Here is a 12,676-nt window from a genome sequence, read left to right on the forward strand (position 1 = left end):
GGGCCCGCCGCCCTTCGTCGTGCCGCCGGGAATACACCGCCGCCCGCGCTCCTTGCCCTCCGTATGCGATCGATCGTCTACTCCCGCACCGGTGACTCCTCCGTCCTCTCCCTCGTCGACCGGGAGGAGCGGGCGCCGGGCGCCGGCGAGGTCCGCGTCCGCGTCCTGGCGTCGGGCGTGAATCCGACCGACTGGAAGGCGCGCGCCGACGGCGACCTCGCGTTCGACGAGGTCGTGCCGAACCAGGACGGCGCCGGTGTCGTCGAGGCGCTCGGCGAGGGCGTCGAGGGCCTGGCCGTCGGCGACCGAGTCTGGATGTACCTCTCCGCGCACCGCCGCCCCACCGGCACCGCGCAGGAGTCGGCGGTGCTCGCCGCCGAGCACGTCGTGCGCCTGCCCGAGGGCGTCGGCGCCGACGTCGCCGCGAGCCTCGGCGTCCCCGCGATGACCGCCCACCGCGCCCTCACCGTGCACGAGCACGGCCCCTCCCGTCTCGCGCCCGGCACCCTCGCCGGCCGCACCGTCCTGGTCCAGGGCGGCGCCGGAGCCGTCGGGCACGCCGCGATCCAGCTCGCGGTCTGGGCCGGGGCGACCGTCATCGCGACGGTGAGCAGCGACTCCAAGGAGCGGCTCGCCCGTGCGGCCGGTGCGCAGCACGTGCTGCAGTACCCGGACGACGCCCTCGCCGACCGGATCCGCGAGCTCGCCCCCGAGGGCGTCCAGCACGTGGTCGAGGTCGCACCGGCTCAGAACGCCGCGCTCGACGTCGAGGTGCTCGCCAACCACGGCAGCATCGGGTACTACGCGAACAACAACGGCGACGAGTTCACCGTGCCGATCGTCGCGAGCTTCGCGAAGAACGCCCGCTGGCAGGGCCTGCTGCTCTACACCGTGGGCGAGGAGGCGCTGCAGGCCGCGGCCGAGGACATCACCGCGGCGCTCGTCGACGGCGCGCTCCCGGTGGGCGAGGAGGCGGGCCTCCCGCTGACCTGGTTCCCGCTCGAGGAGACCGCGGCCGCCCACGACGCGGTCGAGCAGGGCGCGACGGGAAAGGTGCTCATCCGCGTCGCCGACTGACCGCGAGGGCTCGCCTCTGATCGACTCCCGGCCGGATCAGCCCCGGAGCGGGGGCGAGCCCGGGACGGTCGAGCGGTCGGCCAGGCCGGCCACGAGCTCGGCGAGCGCCTCCTCCGCCGTGCGGGTCGGCGCCCAGCCGAGCTCGGCGCGGGCGCGCTCGGTCGACATCACCGGGACGTTGCCCGCGATGTCGAGCCAGCCCGCGTCGGTGCGCTGCAGGCGCAGGTGCCAGGTCGCGGTGACGACGGAGCGGAGCAGCCCGAACGGCACCGTGACCAGGCGGGCGCCGAAGGCGTGCGCCAGCCGCTCCGGAGTGAGGACCGGCTCGGCCGCGATGTTGAAGGCCCCGCCGGCGCGCCGGTCGAGCGCGCGCCAGAAGGCGTCGGCCACGTCGTCGGCGTGCACGCCCTGGAAGACGATGCTCCGCGGCAGCGGAAGGACCGGGATCCGGACCGCCTTCAGCCACCGCGTCGGGTAGTGGGGTCCGGCGAAGAGCCCGACGATCTCGGTCGCCGCTCCGCGCTGGAAGACGAGCCCCGGGCGCAGGCGTGTGACGACGATCTCGGGGTGCCGCTCCTCGAAGGCGTCGAGCTGCCGCTCGTTCGCGGCCTTGTGGCGGCTGTAAGTCGAGGTGTGCAGGCCGCCCGTGGGCCAGTCCTCGGTCACCCGGATCGACTTCGGCGCGGCGCTGTAGGCGCCCACGGACGAGGCGACGGCGACCTGGCCGACTCCCGCGGCGGCGACCGCCTCGAGCACGGCCGCAGTGCCTCCGACGTCGACCAGCCGCTGGAACGGCTCGTCGTGGCTGGGCTGCAGCGCCCAGGCGAGGTGGACGACGGCGTCGACGCCGGCGAAGGCCTCGCGGAGCCGCCGCGGGGCGACGCTCGACGCGAGGTCGATCTCGACCCAGCGCACGTCGCGGTACTCCTCCGAGCGGAGCCGAGGGGCCCGGCGGGCGATGCCCACGATCTCTTCCACCCCGGCCTCGCCGTGCAGGCGCCGCAGCAGCGCCGTCCCCAGGTTGCCGGTCGCCCCGACGATCGCGATCCGCATGGCGTCATCCCTCCGGGAGCGGCGCACGCCGGCCCCCTCCTCCGAGGCTAGGCAGGGGCGCCGCCGCGGAGGAGCCGCTTGACAGCGGGGACGACGAGACGCTCGGCGGGGACCGCCGGCCGCCGGCGGGGTGAACGCTCCTCCCTAGGGCGGACGCGGCCTAGACCACGGCGGGAGCGGGCGCATCCCCCCGCGCGGCCGGCCGACGATCCCTAGCCTGGGACGATGCTGCCGACACCGCCCCGCCGCGTCCTCCCCGTGCGACACGAGGTCGAGAGCGTCACGCTGCGGACGGTCGACACCGGTCAGGCCGGGGCGGGCGCGGTGTTCGTCCTGATCCACGGGATCGGGATGTCGCACCACACCTTCTCGCCGCTCGCCGCCCGCCTGAAGCGGCACGGCCGGGTGATCGGCGTCGACCTCGCCGGCTTCGCCGCGAACGCGCGCCCGCGGCGGAGGGTCGGCCTCGAGGACCACGCGCGGCAGGTCGAGCAGGTCCTCCGCGGACTGGGCGTCTCGCGCGCGGTCGTCGTCGGGCACTCGATGGGGTCGCAGGTGGCGGTCGAGCTGGGGCTGCGCGCGCCCGGCCTGGTCGACGGCGCGGTGCTCATCGGGCCGGTGGTGGATCCGCAGCGGCCCGGAGCGGTCCGCCAGGGGCTCGCGCTGCTGCGGGACTGCCTCGGCGAGCCGGTGGGCGTCGACGCGATCCTGCTGGCCGACTACCTGCGCGGCGGCCTGCGCTGGTACCTGCGCCAGCTGCCCGAGATGCTGAGGCATCCGGTGCAGGAGCGCGTCGCCCGGCTGAAGGTGCCGGTCCTCGTCGCCCGCGGCCGCGACGATCCGATCGCCACCCGTGACTGGTGCGAGCGGCTCACGGCCCACGCGCGCGAGGGGCGGCTCGTCGAGTTCGCCGGCTCGCGCCACGTCGTCCCCCGCACCGAGCCCGGAGCGCTCGCCCGCGAGATCCTCTGCTTCGCCGCTGCGCTCGGCGAGAGGCCCGCCGCCCCGCTCCCCCTCCGGTCGGAGCCGGCCGCATGAGCCGGCTCCGACGCCTGGTCCGCGACGCCGTCTGGTGGATCCGCGACTACGCCTACGCCGTCGCCTGGCAGGTGCGCGGCGTCCTCTCGCGCCGTGCCCCGGACGACTACCTCGACGGCGACCGGCGGCCCGTCGTGGTCCTGCCGGGGATCTGGGAGACCTGGTCCTTCCTCCGCCCGATCATCGATCCGCTGCACGAGCGCGGGCACCCTCTCCACGTGCTGACGAGCCTCGGCCGCAACGGCCGCCCGGTCGCCCGGACGGCCGAGGACGTGGCCGCCTACCTCGCCGAGCACGGGCTCCGCGACGTGGTGATCGTCGCCCACAGCAAGGGCGGACTGATCGGCAAGTACGTGATGACCGAGCTCGACCCGGACGGCCGGGTCGACCGGATGGTCGCCGTGGCGACCCCGTTCGGCGGCTCCCGCTACGCGCCCTACCTGGTCCTCCGGAGCCTGCGCGCCTTCTCGCCGCGCGACGCCACGACCCTGCTGCTGTCGAGCCGCTCCGGAGCGAACGCGCGGATCACGTCCGTGTTCGGCCTCTTCGACCCGCACATCCCCGAGGGCAGCATGCTCGAGGGCGCGGTCAACGTCCGGATCGAGACCGGCGGGCACTTCCGCATCCTGAGCGACCCCGAGACGCTGACCGCGGTCGTCACGGCGGTCTCGGCGGAGGAGCGCGCCGACGGAGAGGCGCCCTGACGACGGCGGAACCCCTGACGACTCCGTAGCAACCCGCGTCGCCGCGGCGGAACCCCCTGGCGCCTCCGGCCCGCGAGGCGGAGCGTGGAGCCATGCCCGCCTCCTCCACCGGCCCGACCGAGCTCCTCCTCGTCCGTCACGGCGAGAGCCTCGCCAACATCGCGGCGAGCGCCGCCGAGGCCTCGGGGGCGCACGAGATCGCCGTCGACCGCCGCGACCCCGACGTCGAGCTCTCCCCCGCCGGCGAGGAGCAGGCGCGCGCGCTCGGCCGCTGGCTGGCCGAGGAGGCGCGGCCCGCCTCCGCCTGGACGTCGCCCTACCGCCGCGCCTCCGCGACCGCCCGCCTCGCCCTCGGCGAGGCCGGCATCGACCTGCGGCTGCGCCCCGACGAGCGCCTGCGCGACCGCGACCTCGGCGTCACCGACCGCCTCACCTCCGCCGGCGTGCGGGCCCGGATGCCCGAGGAGGCGGCGCGGCGCGAGTGGCTCGGCAAGTTCTACTACCGGCCGCCGGGAGGCGAGGCCTGGACGGACCTCGCGCTCCGCGTCCGCGCCTTCGTCGACCACCTCGCCGTCGCCGCGCCTCCCGGGCCGGCGATCCTCTTCTGCCACGACGCGGTCGTCCTCGTCCTCCGCTACGTCCTCGAGGGCCTCTCCGAGCACGAGCTGCTCGACATCGGCGCTTCGACGCCCGTCGCCAACGGCTCCGTCACGCGTCTCGTCCGCGACGGCGACGCGTGGCGCCTCGAGCTCTTCAACCGCACGTCCCACCTCGAGCGCTCCGGCGCCCCCGTCACCCGGCACGACGACCGCGCAGCCGGAGAAGGAGACCCTCATGAGTGACCTCGTCTCCCGCGCCCTGCTCGAGCAGCGCTGGCCCCTCCCGGAGCCCGGAGGCTCGAAGCACTCCCGCGGCGACGTGGTCGTCGTCGGCGGCGCCCGCAAGACGCCCGGCGCCGCAATCCTCGCGGGGATCGCCGCGCTGCGGACCGGCGCGGGTCGCATCACGCTCTGCGTCGCCGAGTCGGTCGCGTCGGCCACCGCGGTCGCGCTGCCCGAGTGCGGAGTGGTCCCGCTCGCGGAGACGCGCACCGGCTCCGTCTCGGGCCGCGGGCTCGACGTCCTGGCCGGCGAGCTCTCCTCCGCCGACGTCGCCCTGATCGGACCCGGCCTGGACGACCCGCGCGCGACCGCCGCGACCCTCCGTGCCCTCGCTCCGCTCCTCGACGACGTGCCGGCCGTGCACCTCGACGCCTTCCCGCTCGGAGTCCTGCCCGGGCAGCGCCGTCTCGCGCGGAGGCTCGCGGGCCGGCTCCTGCTGACCCCGAACTCGGAGGAGGCGTCCCGGCTCCTCGGCGAGGAGGTCGACGACGTCGAGCGGGCCGCCCTCGCGGTCGCCGAGCGCTACGGTGCGGTGGTGAGCCTGTTCAACACCATCGCCTCGCCGGACGGCGACGCGGTGCGGATCGAGGGCGAGCACCCCGGGCTGGCCACCGCGGGCAGCGGCGACGTGCTCGCCGGAGCGACGGCGGGCCTGCGCGGGCGCGGCGTCGATCCGATGGGCGCGGCCGCGTGGGGCGCGTTCCTGCACACGGAGGCGGACACGCGCCTCTCCGTACGGATCGGCCCGGCCGGGTACCTCGCGAGCGAGATCCCGGGGGAGTTCCCGCGCGTGCTGGCGGGCTGAGCGGGGCGGGTGCGCTGAGGACGGCAGTCGTTCCGAGGCGGGCCGGCGGTGCGAGCGCCCCGGACCGAGCCGGCGGCGTGAGAGGCGGCGGTCACCGTGACCGCGGCGTCGACCTCAGTGCGCGACGTCGGCGACCGAGAACGCCACGCCCGGCGTGATCAGGATCGAGGTCTCGCGGGGCTCGCCCTCGCCCTGGTTCACCGTGATCCAGCGCGACGCGGAGCCGTCCAGGGCGCGGTCGATGCTCTCGCGCACCTCCGCGGCCGACGTCTCGCTCAGGCTGAACGGCGCTCCGCCGTAGATGATCTCGACGCGCTTCACAGCATGCTCTCCTCGCTCTGACGGGCGGTCCCGTGGGGTTCCTCGCTGATCCGCAGCCCGTGCGCCGTGTGCGAGTCGGCGAGCAGCTGGCGGATCCAGTCCGGGTTGATGTTCGGGGCACGGCCGCCGTGGTACTTGAAGCGCAGCGGGATGGCGGGGTGCAGCCAGATCGAGGTGCGTCCGTCGCCGACCGCCTGCGAGTCCTTCCACGAGAAGTAGAAGGACTCGTTGCGCGCGAGCTTCGAGCCGATCACGATCTGCAGGTGCGCCAGCAGACGGTCGTCGAAGTCGGCCTCGAGGGTCGAGTCGTAGATCAGTCGCCCCATCAGGCGGTTCTCCGTTCGGGAAGTCGCCCGTCCGCGAAGGGTCGGGCGGAGTCGTGAGTGTCGATCCTACCGGCGCCCCGGATGCTCACCAGGAGTCGTCCTCGCCGTGGAACTGCGGGATCTCGGTGTCGACAGCGGAGAGCGGCCCGGCGCCGCCGTCCTCCTCGGCCACGGGGTGCGAGACGCCCAGACGGGCCGTCTCGCGGGTGAAGCGCTCGACGAGCTCCTCGTCGAGCAGCTCCTCGGCTCCGTCGTCCTCGGACTCCGAGAACAGCTGGCTCGCCGGTCCGATCAGCAGCGCCGCCCGTCCGGGCCGGCCGGACTCCTGGCGGATCGGGATGTCGACCGTGATCGACCCCTTGGTGAGCGCCAGCGCCTCCGCGTAGGCCAGCAGCGACCGCGCGATGGCGGTACCCGTCAGCACGGAGCTGCCGGCGTAGTGGATGCGTTCCATGCCTCCTTCCTACTCCTCGGGCGGCCGCCCGGTCAGCGGTTGCGCGGTCGAGGGAGGGAGCGCTAGCGCCGCGTCGATCCGGCGGTCGAGCGCGTCGCGGACGGCCGGCCACTCGGCCGCGAGGATCGAGTGGACGGCCGTGTCGCGCCACGAGCCGTCGGCCCGCCGCTGGTCGTGGCGGAGCACCCCCTCGAACACGGCGCCGAGGCGGAGGATCGCGGCCCGCGAGCGCGCGTTCACCGCATCCGCCTGGAGCTTCACCCGCTCGTAGCCGCTGTCGAAGGCTAGCCCGAGCACCAGCCGCTTCGCCTCCGGGTTCACGACGGTGCCCCACGTCTCGGGCGCGTAGGCCGTCCAGCCGAGGTGGGCCGCCTCGCGCGTCTCGTCGAAGTCGGCCAGCGAGGTCGTGCCGACGACGCGCCCCTCCTGCAGCACAGCGAACGGCAGGCCCGTGCCCCAGGGGTAGTAGCGGTCGACGAAGGCGCGGAACTCCTCCGGGGTGCCGGGGAGGCCGGCGGGTCCTCCTCCGTAGCCGCCGGTGAACACCTCCGGACGCCCGATCGCCCGCCCGAGCGGCTCGACGTGCTCGGCGGCGAGCGGCTCGAGGACGATCGAGCGGCCGACGAGCGTGACGGGACCGGGGCGGCGGGGACTGCTCATGCGATCAGTGTGGGGCACCGTGCCAGCATGGCTCCATGAGCACCGCCGCGCTGTTCGAGTCCGCCGCCGCCGCCCTCGTCGGCCTGCTCGCGCAGGTGCGGGACGACCAGTGGGAGCAGCCGGGGCTCGGCGTCTGGGACGTCCGCGGCCTCGCGGGCCACGCGTCGCGGGCGGTGCTGACGGTCGAGGCGTACCTCCTCGCTCCGGAGCCGCCCGAGCCGACCATCGAGGACGCGCTCGACTACTACGCCGCGCTGGCCGGGAACGTCGCCGACCCCGCGGCGGTGGCGCGGCGCGGGGTCGAGGCGGGGCTGCTGCTCGGCGACAGGCCGGCTCAGGCGCTGGCGGAGGCGGCGGGCCGCGCGGTCGAGCTGGTCGCCGCCCAGCGTCCCGGCCGCCTCGTCGCCGTGGGCGGCCACGCGATCGAGCTGGACGAGTACCTCCGGACCCGGCTGCTCGAGCTGGTCGTGCACACGCTCGACCTCTCGCGGGCCACCGGGATCCCGCACGTGCTGCCCGGCGAGGCCGTCGAGGCGTGCTGCGCGCTGACCGGCGGGCTGGCCGCTCGAGCCGGACGCGGCGAGGAGCTCCTGCTCGCGCTGAGCGGGCGGGAGCCCCTCGCCGCGGGGTTCTCGGTGGTGTGAGGGCGCCGGCCCTCCGGCTGCGGGTTCTGCGCGGCGCCGGCCCTCCGGCCACCGGGTCCTCCGTGGTGAGGGCGCCGGCCCTCCGGCTGCGGGTTCTGCGCGGCGCCGGCTCTCAGGCCACGGCGAGAGCGGCGACCGGCGACACCTTCGTGGCGCGGCGGGCGGGCAGCACGGCCGAGACGACCGTGATCACGACGCCCACCACGAGCACCGCCACCAGGATCGGCACCGGGACGGTCGGCGGGATCAGTCCGATGCCCGGCAGCGAGCCGAACACCGAGATCGCGCCGCACCAGCCGTAGACGATCCCGAGCACGATGCCGAGCACCGCGGCAGCGATGATCATCTGCGCCGCCTCGAGCACCACCATCGACCGCACCTGCGAGCCGGTGAAGCCGAGCGCGCGGAGCAGGCCCAGCTCGCGCCGGCGCTGCAGCACGCTGAGCGACAGCGTGTTGACCATGCCGACGGCGGCCAGGACGACCGAGAAGCCGAGCAGGACGCTCATCACCGCGGTGCTCACCTGGATGAACTGCTCGAACGCCGCTATCACCTCGGGGTTCGTCTCACCCGAGCGCTCCATGATCGTGCCGAAGGTGGCGGCGGCGACCGCGAACATCGTGACCAGCGACACTCCGATGACCAGTCCGATCACAGCCCGAGCGCTGCGTGCCGGATTGCGGACGGCGTTGGCGGACGCCAGGCGGGCGACGGGGCCCCGGCCGAAGGCGCGGCCCACGAGGGCCGTGAGCGGAGGGAGCAGGACGGGCGCCCCGAGGATCACGCCGGTGAAGGACGCCATGCCTCCGACGAGCCCGAGGAGGACGCCGCCGGGGTTGGCGAGCCCGAGGACCACGCCCGCGGCGAGCAGCAGCGCGCCGACCACGACGAAGACGATCGCCGTGACGTTGCGGGCGGTGCGGCCGCGCAGCTCCTCGTAGCGGGGCTCGGCGGAGGATCCGGCGGCCTGCGACGGCGCGACCGCCAGCACGCGGCGCGATCCGGACCACGAGGCGATGACCGTCGAGGCGACCACGGCGATCAGCGGCAGCACGAGGCCGGGCGAGACGAGCGGGTAGTCGAAGCGGGGCAGGGTGCCGCTCCGGATGGCGAGCTCCGCGGCGAGCGCCACGAGAGCGACGCCGGCGACCAGGCCGATCGCCGCTCCGAGGAGCCCCTGCAGGAGGCCCGTGCGGACGATCCCGCTGCGCAGCGACCGGCCGGAGGCGCCGAGCAGGCGCAGCAGGGCGATCTCGCGGGTGCGCCCGGCGATGACGGTCGAGACCGCGTTGGCCGTGACGATCCCGCCCACGAACACGGCGATGCCGAAGAAGACGGCGCCGACCATCCCGAGCATGAGGGCGACCTGGCCGATGCCGTCGATCCCCGCTGCCGCGAAGGCCGCGACCATGTCGGCGATGACCTGCACCAGCACGGCGCCGAACGCCGCGGCGAGTGCGGCGACGGTGACGATGGCGCCCCCGCCCTGGCTCGAGCCCGTGCGCACGCCGCTCACGCCGCGCCCTCCATCGTGAGCATCGCGCGCGAGATCTCCTCGGCGCTCATCCCGCGGCGGTCGTCGACGACGGCCCCGTCGCGGAGGAAGACGATGCGGTCGGCGTAGGCCGCCGCGATCGGGTCGTGGGTGACCATGGCGATCGACTGGCCGTACTCGCGGGTGGAGGCCCGGAGCAGGCTGAGGACCTCGCGGCCGGTGCGCGAGTCCAGGTTGCCGGTGGGCTCGTCGGCGAAGATCAGCTGCGGTCGGGTGGCGAGGGCGCGGGCGATCGCCACGCGCTGCTGCTGCCCGCCCGAGAGCTCGTGGGGCCGGTGCGTGAGGCGCTCGCGGAGCCCGAGGGACTCGATCAGCCGGGCGATCCACTGCTCCTCGTCGCCGGTCAGGGAGCGGCCGTCGAGCTCGAACGGGAGGCGGATGTTGCCGCGCACGTCGAGCGTGGGGACGAGGTTGAAGGCCTGGAAGACGAAGCCGACGCTGCGGCGGCGGAGCACGGTCAGCTCGGCGTCGCTCATCGAGGTGATCTCGGCGTCCCCGAGGAACACGCGGCCGGAGGAGGCGGTGTCGAGGCCGGCGAGGACGTGCATGAGCGTCGACTTGCCGGATCCGCTGGGGCCCATCACCGCGGTGAACTCGCCCCGCTCGATCGAGAGCGTGACGTCGTCGAGGGCGACGACGGGCGGCGTGCTGCCGTAGAGCTTGCGCACGCCCTCGACGCGCGCCACGACGGAGGAGGTCTGGTTCTGCATGTCCTCGACGCTACGGAGGCACCCGTGTCGCCGGCGTCGTCCGCAGTGGCTCGCGGCATCATCCCTCCGGCGGACCCGCGATGGTCCTGCGGGGTCAGCGGGGCCGGAGTCCCGCCCGGCGGAGGGCGAGGGCCGCCAGCGCGGCGGTGACGGCGGGGTCGCCGGTCCGCCAGCCCGCGGCGGCGTCCGGGTGCGCGGCGAGGATGTCGCGGGGGGACGCCTGGGTGAGCGCGCGCAGGGCCAGCAGCTCGGTTCCGCCGCCGGTCGAGCCGAGGGCGCGCAGCTCGGCGGTCCGGCGGGTGAAGCGGAGCCGGGGCCGGAGCCAGAGCACGGCCAGGAGCAGGAGCGGGAGGCCCCCGACGGCGAGCCCGGCGACCACGGCCAGGGCGCTCGCGAGCTGCTGCTGGTCGCGTCCGGCGGCGGCCAGCACGGAGCCGGCCCCGCTCGCCTCGTCGAACGGCGCGCGCACGGCGTCACCGAGCAGGGGGATGCCGCCGAGGGTGGTCCCGGCGTCGCTCATGGTCGAGCCGAAGCCGCTGCCGGCGCTCTCGAGCCGCCGGCCGATCTCGGCCAGGCCGGCGATCAGCGAGCCGACCGCGATCCCCGCGGCGATCGCCACGACGGCCACGCCGAGAGCGAGGGCGTCGGCCAGGATCTGCCGCGCGCGGACGGCCGGGAGGTCGGCGTAGATCTGCATGCGCCGATTATCCGGCGCGCTCGGCGGCGGTCGTGTCCACACCGGAGGCAGGATTCGTCGAGAGGGCCCGGGATCCGCGTCACTCCGCGAGGTCCCCGATGTTCTTCCTCGGTTGTGAACACGTGGGCCGCCTCCGAGAGGGCTGCCCGGCCCGGCTCCTCGCCGCTTCTAGTCGAGCAGGTCGTGCAGCACGACGACCTGCTCGCGCTCCGGGCCGACGCCGATCGCCGAGAACCGGGCGCCGCTCATCGCCTCGAGCGCGCGCACGTAGTCCTGCGCGGTCTGCGGCAGGTCCGAGAACTCGCGGCAGCCGGAGATGTCCTCCTGCCAGCCGGGGAACTCCTCGTAGATCGGCTTCGCGTGGTGGAAGTCGCTCTGCGAGACCGGGACCTCGTCGTGGCGCACGCCGTCGACGTCGTAGGCGACGCAGACGGGGATGGTCTCGAGGCCCGAGAGCACGTCGAGCTTGGTGAGGACGAAGTCGGTGACCCCGTTGATCCGCGCCGAGTAGCGGGCGATCGGGGCGTCGTACCAGCCGCAGCGGCGCGGGCGGCCGGTCGTGGTGCCGAACTCGAAGCCCTGCCGGCGGAGGTACTCGCCCCACTCGTCGAAGAGCTCGGTCGGGAACGGGCCGGCGCCGACACGGGTCGTGTACGCCTTGATGACCGCGATGACGCGGTCGATGCGGTTCGGCGCGACTCCGGAGCCGGTGGCCGCTCCTCCCGAGGTCGCGTTGGAGGAGGTGACGAACGGGTAGGTGCCGTGGTCGACGTCGAGCATCGTGGCCTGGCCGGCCTCGAACAGCACCGTCCTGCCGGCGTCGAGCGCCTGCGAGAGGACGAGCGACGTGTCGGCGACCATCGGGCGCAGGCGCTCGGTGTACTGCAGCAGGTCCTCCAGCACCTGCTCGACCAGGATCGCGCGGCGGTTGTAGACCTTCACCAGCAGGTGGTTCTTCTGGTCGAGGGCGCCCTCGACCTTCTGACGGAGGATGTTCTCGTCGAAGAGGTCCTGGATGCGGATGCCGACGCGGTTGATCTTGTCGGCGTACGCCGGGCCGATGCCGCGGCCGGTGGTGCCGATCTGGCGCTTGCCGAGGAAGCGCTCCGTCACCTTGTCGAGGGTGCGGTGGTAGCTGGTGATGACGTGCGCGTTGGCGCTGACGAGCAGCTTCGACACGTCGACGCCGCGGGCGCTCAGCGCCTCGAGCTCGTGGAACAGCACCTCGATGTCGACGACGACGCCGTTCGCGATGACCGGGACGACGCCCGGGGTGAGGATGCCGGAGGGGAGCAGGTGCAGGGCGTACTTCTCGTCGCCCACGACGACGGTGTGCCCGGCGTTGTTGCCCCCGTTGAACTTCACGACGTAGTCGACGCGGCTGCCGAGGAGGTCGGTGGCGCGTCCCTTGCCCTCGTCGCCCCACTGGGCGCCGGTGATGACGATTGCTGGCATGGCGTGTCCTTCTCGACGGGAGGGGCGGGGGTGGGCGGGTGCGGCGCGGCAGTCGTGCCGCCTCCGCGCGACCAGCCGCTCGATTCTAGCGGAGGGGCCGGAGGACGGCTCCTGCGCTCGGGGTCGACCCGGCGGACTCTTTCACCGCGGGCCGGCCCCGCGGACTCCCCCCGGCTCCGCGTCGGTCCCGCCGACGCATCGCCGAGCAATGCTCTCGATCCCGTCATGCGCAGTTCACACGCGGCGCATAGATTCGAGGACGTTCACACTCCACTCATCACGCGAACAGGACCACG

15 protein-coding genes are annotated in these 12,676 nt (G+C 74.6%); 6 read left to right on the plus strand and 9 right to left on the minus strand.

Features of this window, described 5'->3' with window-relative positions:
• Nucleotides 1-63 precede the first annotated feature (63 nt).
• Entirely contained in the window at nt 64-1,077 is a 1,014-nt protein-coding gene (locus C5C44_RS08920) for an NADPH:quinone reductase (RefSeq protein ID WP_104335710.1), read from the plus strand.
• A 36-nt stretch (nt 1,078-1,113) separates the two neighbouring features.
• Here C5C44_RS08920 and C5C44_RS08925 read toward each other — a convergent pair whose 3' ends face one another.
• A complete protein-coding gene (locus C5C44_RS08925) occupies nt 1,114-2,130 on the minus strand; it encodes an NAD-dependent epimerase/dehydratase family protein (RefSeq protein ID WP_104335711.1) in 1,017 nt (338 codons plus the stop codon).
• Between the two features lie 225 nt (nt 2,131-2,355).
• On the opposite strand from C5C44_RS08925, the gene C5C44_RS08930 reads away from it, so the two are divergent.
• The 4 genes from C5C44_RS08930 to C5C44_RS08945 all read left to right on the plus strand — a co-directional run bounded on the left by C5C44_RS08930 (nt 2,356) and on the right by C5C44_RS08945 (nt 5,558).
• Nucleotides 2,356-3,168, plus strand: coding sequence for an alpha/beta fold hydrolase (locus tag C5C44_RS08930; RefSeq protein ID WP_104335712.1), 813 nt, complete (start codon nt 2,356-2,358; stop codon nt 3,166-3,168).
• The gene (locus tag C5C44_RS08935; protein WP_104239324.1) at nt 3,165-3,872 is read left to right on the plus strand and encodes a triacylglycerol lipase; all 708 of its coding nucleotides are present in this window, start codon (nt 3,165-3,167) and stop codon (nt 3,870-3,872) included. The genes C5C44_RS08930 and C5C44_RS08935 overlap by 4 nt, the downstream gene beginning before the upstream one ends.
• 92 nt (nt 3,873-3,964) lie before the next feature.
• Nucleotides 3,965-4,714 (plus strand): histidine phosphatase family protein, encoded by a 750-nt coding sequence (locus C5C44_RS08940; RefSeq protein WP_104250670.1) that lies wholly within the window; start codon nt 3,965-3,967, stop codon nt 4,712-4,714.
• Entirely contained in the window at nt 4,707-5,558 is an 852-nt protein-coding gene (locus tag C5C44_RS08945; protein WP_104335713.1) for an NAD(P)H-hydrate dehydratase, read from the plus strand. The genes C5C44_RS08940 and C5C44_RS08945 overlap by 8 nt, the downstream gene beginning before the upstream one ends.
• A gap of 114 nt (nt 5,559-5,672) precedes the next feature.
• Here the strand turns inward: C5C44_RS08945 and C5C44_RS08950 are convergent, their stop codons facing one another.
• From C5C44_RS08950 to C5C44_RS08965, 4 genes are all read right to left on the minus strand, one after another.
• On the minus strand, nt 5,673-5,879 hold the full coding sequence (locus C5C44_RS08950) for a hypothetical protein (protein ID WP_104222775.1): 207 nt from the start codon (nt 5,877-5,879) through the stop codon (nt 5,673-5,675).
• Nucleotides 5,876-6,205, minus strand: coding sequence for an ATP-dependent DNA ligase (locus tag C5C44_RS08955; RefSeq protein ID WP_104222776.1), 330 nt, complete (start codon nt 6,203-6,205; stop codon nt 5,876-5,878). Before C5C44_RS08955 ends, C5C44_RS08950 begins: the two co-directional genes overlap by 4 nt.
• 85 nt (nt 6,206-6,290) lie before the next feature.
• Nucleotides 6,291-6,659 carry a hypothetical protein gene (locus C5C44_RS08960; protein ID WP_104225704.1) on the minus strand — a complete coding sequence of 123 codons (369 nt, stop codon included), beginning with the start codon at nt 6,657-6,659 and terminating at the stop codon, nt 6,291-6,293.
• A gap of 9 nt (nt 6,660-6,668) precedes the next feature.
• Nucleotides 6,669-7,319 carry a GNAT family N-acetyltransferase gene (locus tag C5C44_RS08965; protein WP_104335714.1) on the minus strand — a complete coding sequence of 217 codons (651 nt, stop codon included), beginning with the start codon at nt 7,317-7,319 and terminating at the stop codon, nt 6,669-6,671.
• 35 nt (nt 7,320-7,354) lie between these two features.
• Between C5C44_RS08965 and C5C44_RS08970 the strand changes: the two genes are divergently transcribed.
• Nucleotides 7,355-7,963 (plus strand): maleylpyruvate isomerase N-terminal domain-containing protein, encoded by a 609-nt coding sequence (locus C5C44_RS08970; RefSeq protein WP_104234280.1) that lies wholly within the window; start codon nt 7,355-7,357, stop codon nt 7,961-7,963.
• 112 nt (nt 7,964-8,075) lie between these two features.
• Here the strand turns inward: C5C44_RS08970 and C5C44_RS08975 are convergent, their stop codons facing one another.
• From C5C44_RS08975 to C5C44_RS08990, 4 genes are all read right to left on the minus strand, one after another.
• Nucleotides 8,076-9,479, minus strand: coding sequence for an FtsX-like permease family protein (locus C5C44_RS08975; protein WP_258063296.1), 1,404 nt, complete (start codon nt 9,477-9,479; stop codon nt 8,076-8,078).
• Nucleotides 9,476-10,228, minus strand: a complete 753-nt coding sequence (locus tag C5C44_RS08980) for an ABC transporter ATP-binding protein (protein ID WP_104335715.1) — start codon at nt 10,226-10,228, stop codon at nt 9,476-9,478. The genes C5C44_RS08975 and C5C44_RS08980 overlap by 4 nt, the downstream gene beginning before the upstream one ends.
• Before the next feature lie 94 nt (nt 10,229-10,322).
• Nucleotides 10,323-10,925, minus strand: a complete 603-nt coding sequence (locus C5C44_RS08985; RefSeq protein WP_104335716.1) for a hypothetical protein — start codon at nt 10,923-10,925, stop codon at nt 10,323-10,325.
• 168 nt (nt 10,926-11,093) lie between these two features.
• Nucleotides 11,094-12,380, minus strand: coding sequence for an adenylosuccinate synthase (locus C5C44_RS08990; RefSeq protein ID WP_104222783.1), 1,287 nt, complete (start codon nt 12,378-12,380; stop codon nt 11,094-11,096).
• Between the last annotated feature and the right edge of the window lie 296 nt (nt 12,381-12,676).

The sequence above is a fragment of the Rathayibacter sp. AY1F6 genome (genome assembly GCF_002932035.1).
GTDB lineage: Bacteria > Actinomycetota > Actinomycetes > Actinomycetales > Microbacteriaceae > Rathayibacter.

Bases quoted from the DNA above. Each gene is read 5' to 3' on its own strand.
- C5C44_RS08920 (WP_104335710.1), top strand. From the start codon at position 64: ATGCGATCGATCGTCTACTCCCGCACCGGTGACTCCTCCGTCCTCTCC.
- C5C44_RS08925 (WP_104335711.1), bottom strand. From the start codon at position 2,130: ATGCGGATCGCGATCGTCGGGGCGACCGGCAACCTGGGGACGGCGCTG.
- C5C44_RS08930 (WP_104335712.1), top strand. From the start codon at position 2,356: ATGCTGCCGACACCGCCCCGCCGCGTCCTCCCCGTGCGACACGAGGTC.
- C5C44_RS08935 (WP_104239324.1), top strand. From the start codon at position 3,165: ATGAGCCGGCTCCGACGCCTGGTCCGCGACGCCGTCTGGTGGATCCGC.
- C5C44_RS08940 (WP_104250670.1), top strand. From the start codon at position 3,965: ATGCCCGCCTCCTCCACCGGCCCGACCGAGCTCCTCCTCGTCCGTCAC.
- C5C44_RS08945 (WP_104335713.1), top strand. From the start codon at position 4,707: ATGAGTGACCTCGTCTCCCGCGCCCTGCTCGAGCAGCGCTGGCCCCTC.
- C5C44_RS08955 (WP_104222776.1), bottom strand. From the start codon at position 6,205: ATGGGGCGACTGATCTACGACTCGACCCTCGAGGCCGACTTCGACGAC.
- C5C44_RS08960 (WP_104225704.1), bottom strand. From the start codon at position 6,659: ATGGAACGCATCCACTACGCCGGCAGCTCCGTGCTGACGGGTACCGCC.
- C5C44_RS08965 (WP_104335714.1), bottom strand. From the start codon at position 7,319: ATGAGCAGTCCCCGCCGCCCCGGTCCCGTCACGCTCGTCGGCCGCTCG.
- C5C44_RS08970 (WP_104234280.1), top strand. From the start codon at position 7,355: ATGAGCACCGCCGCGCTGTTCGAGTCCGCCGCCGCCGCCCTCGTCGGC.
- C5C44_RS08980 (WP_104335715.1), bottom strand. From the start codon at position 10,228: ATGCAGAACCAGACCTCCTCCGTCGTGGCGCGCGTCGAGGGCGTGCGC.
- C5C44_RS08985 (WP_104335716.1), bottom strand. From the start codon at position 10,925: ATGCAGATCTACGCCGACCTCCCGGCCGTCCGCGCGCGGCAGATCCTG.
- C5C44_RS08990 (WP_104222783.1), bottom strand. From the start codon at position 12,380: ATGCCAGCAATCGTCATCACCGGCGCCCAGTGGGGCGACGAGGGCAAG.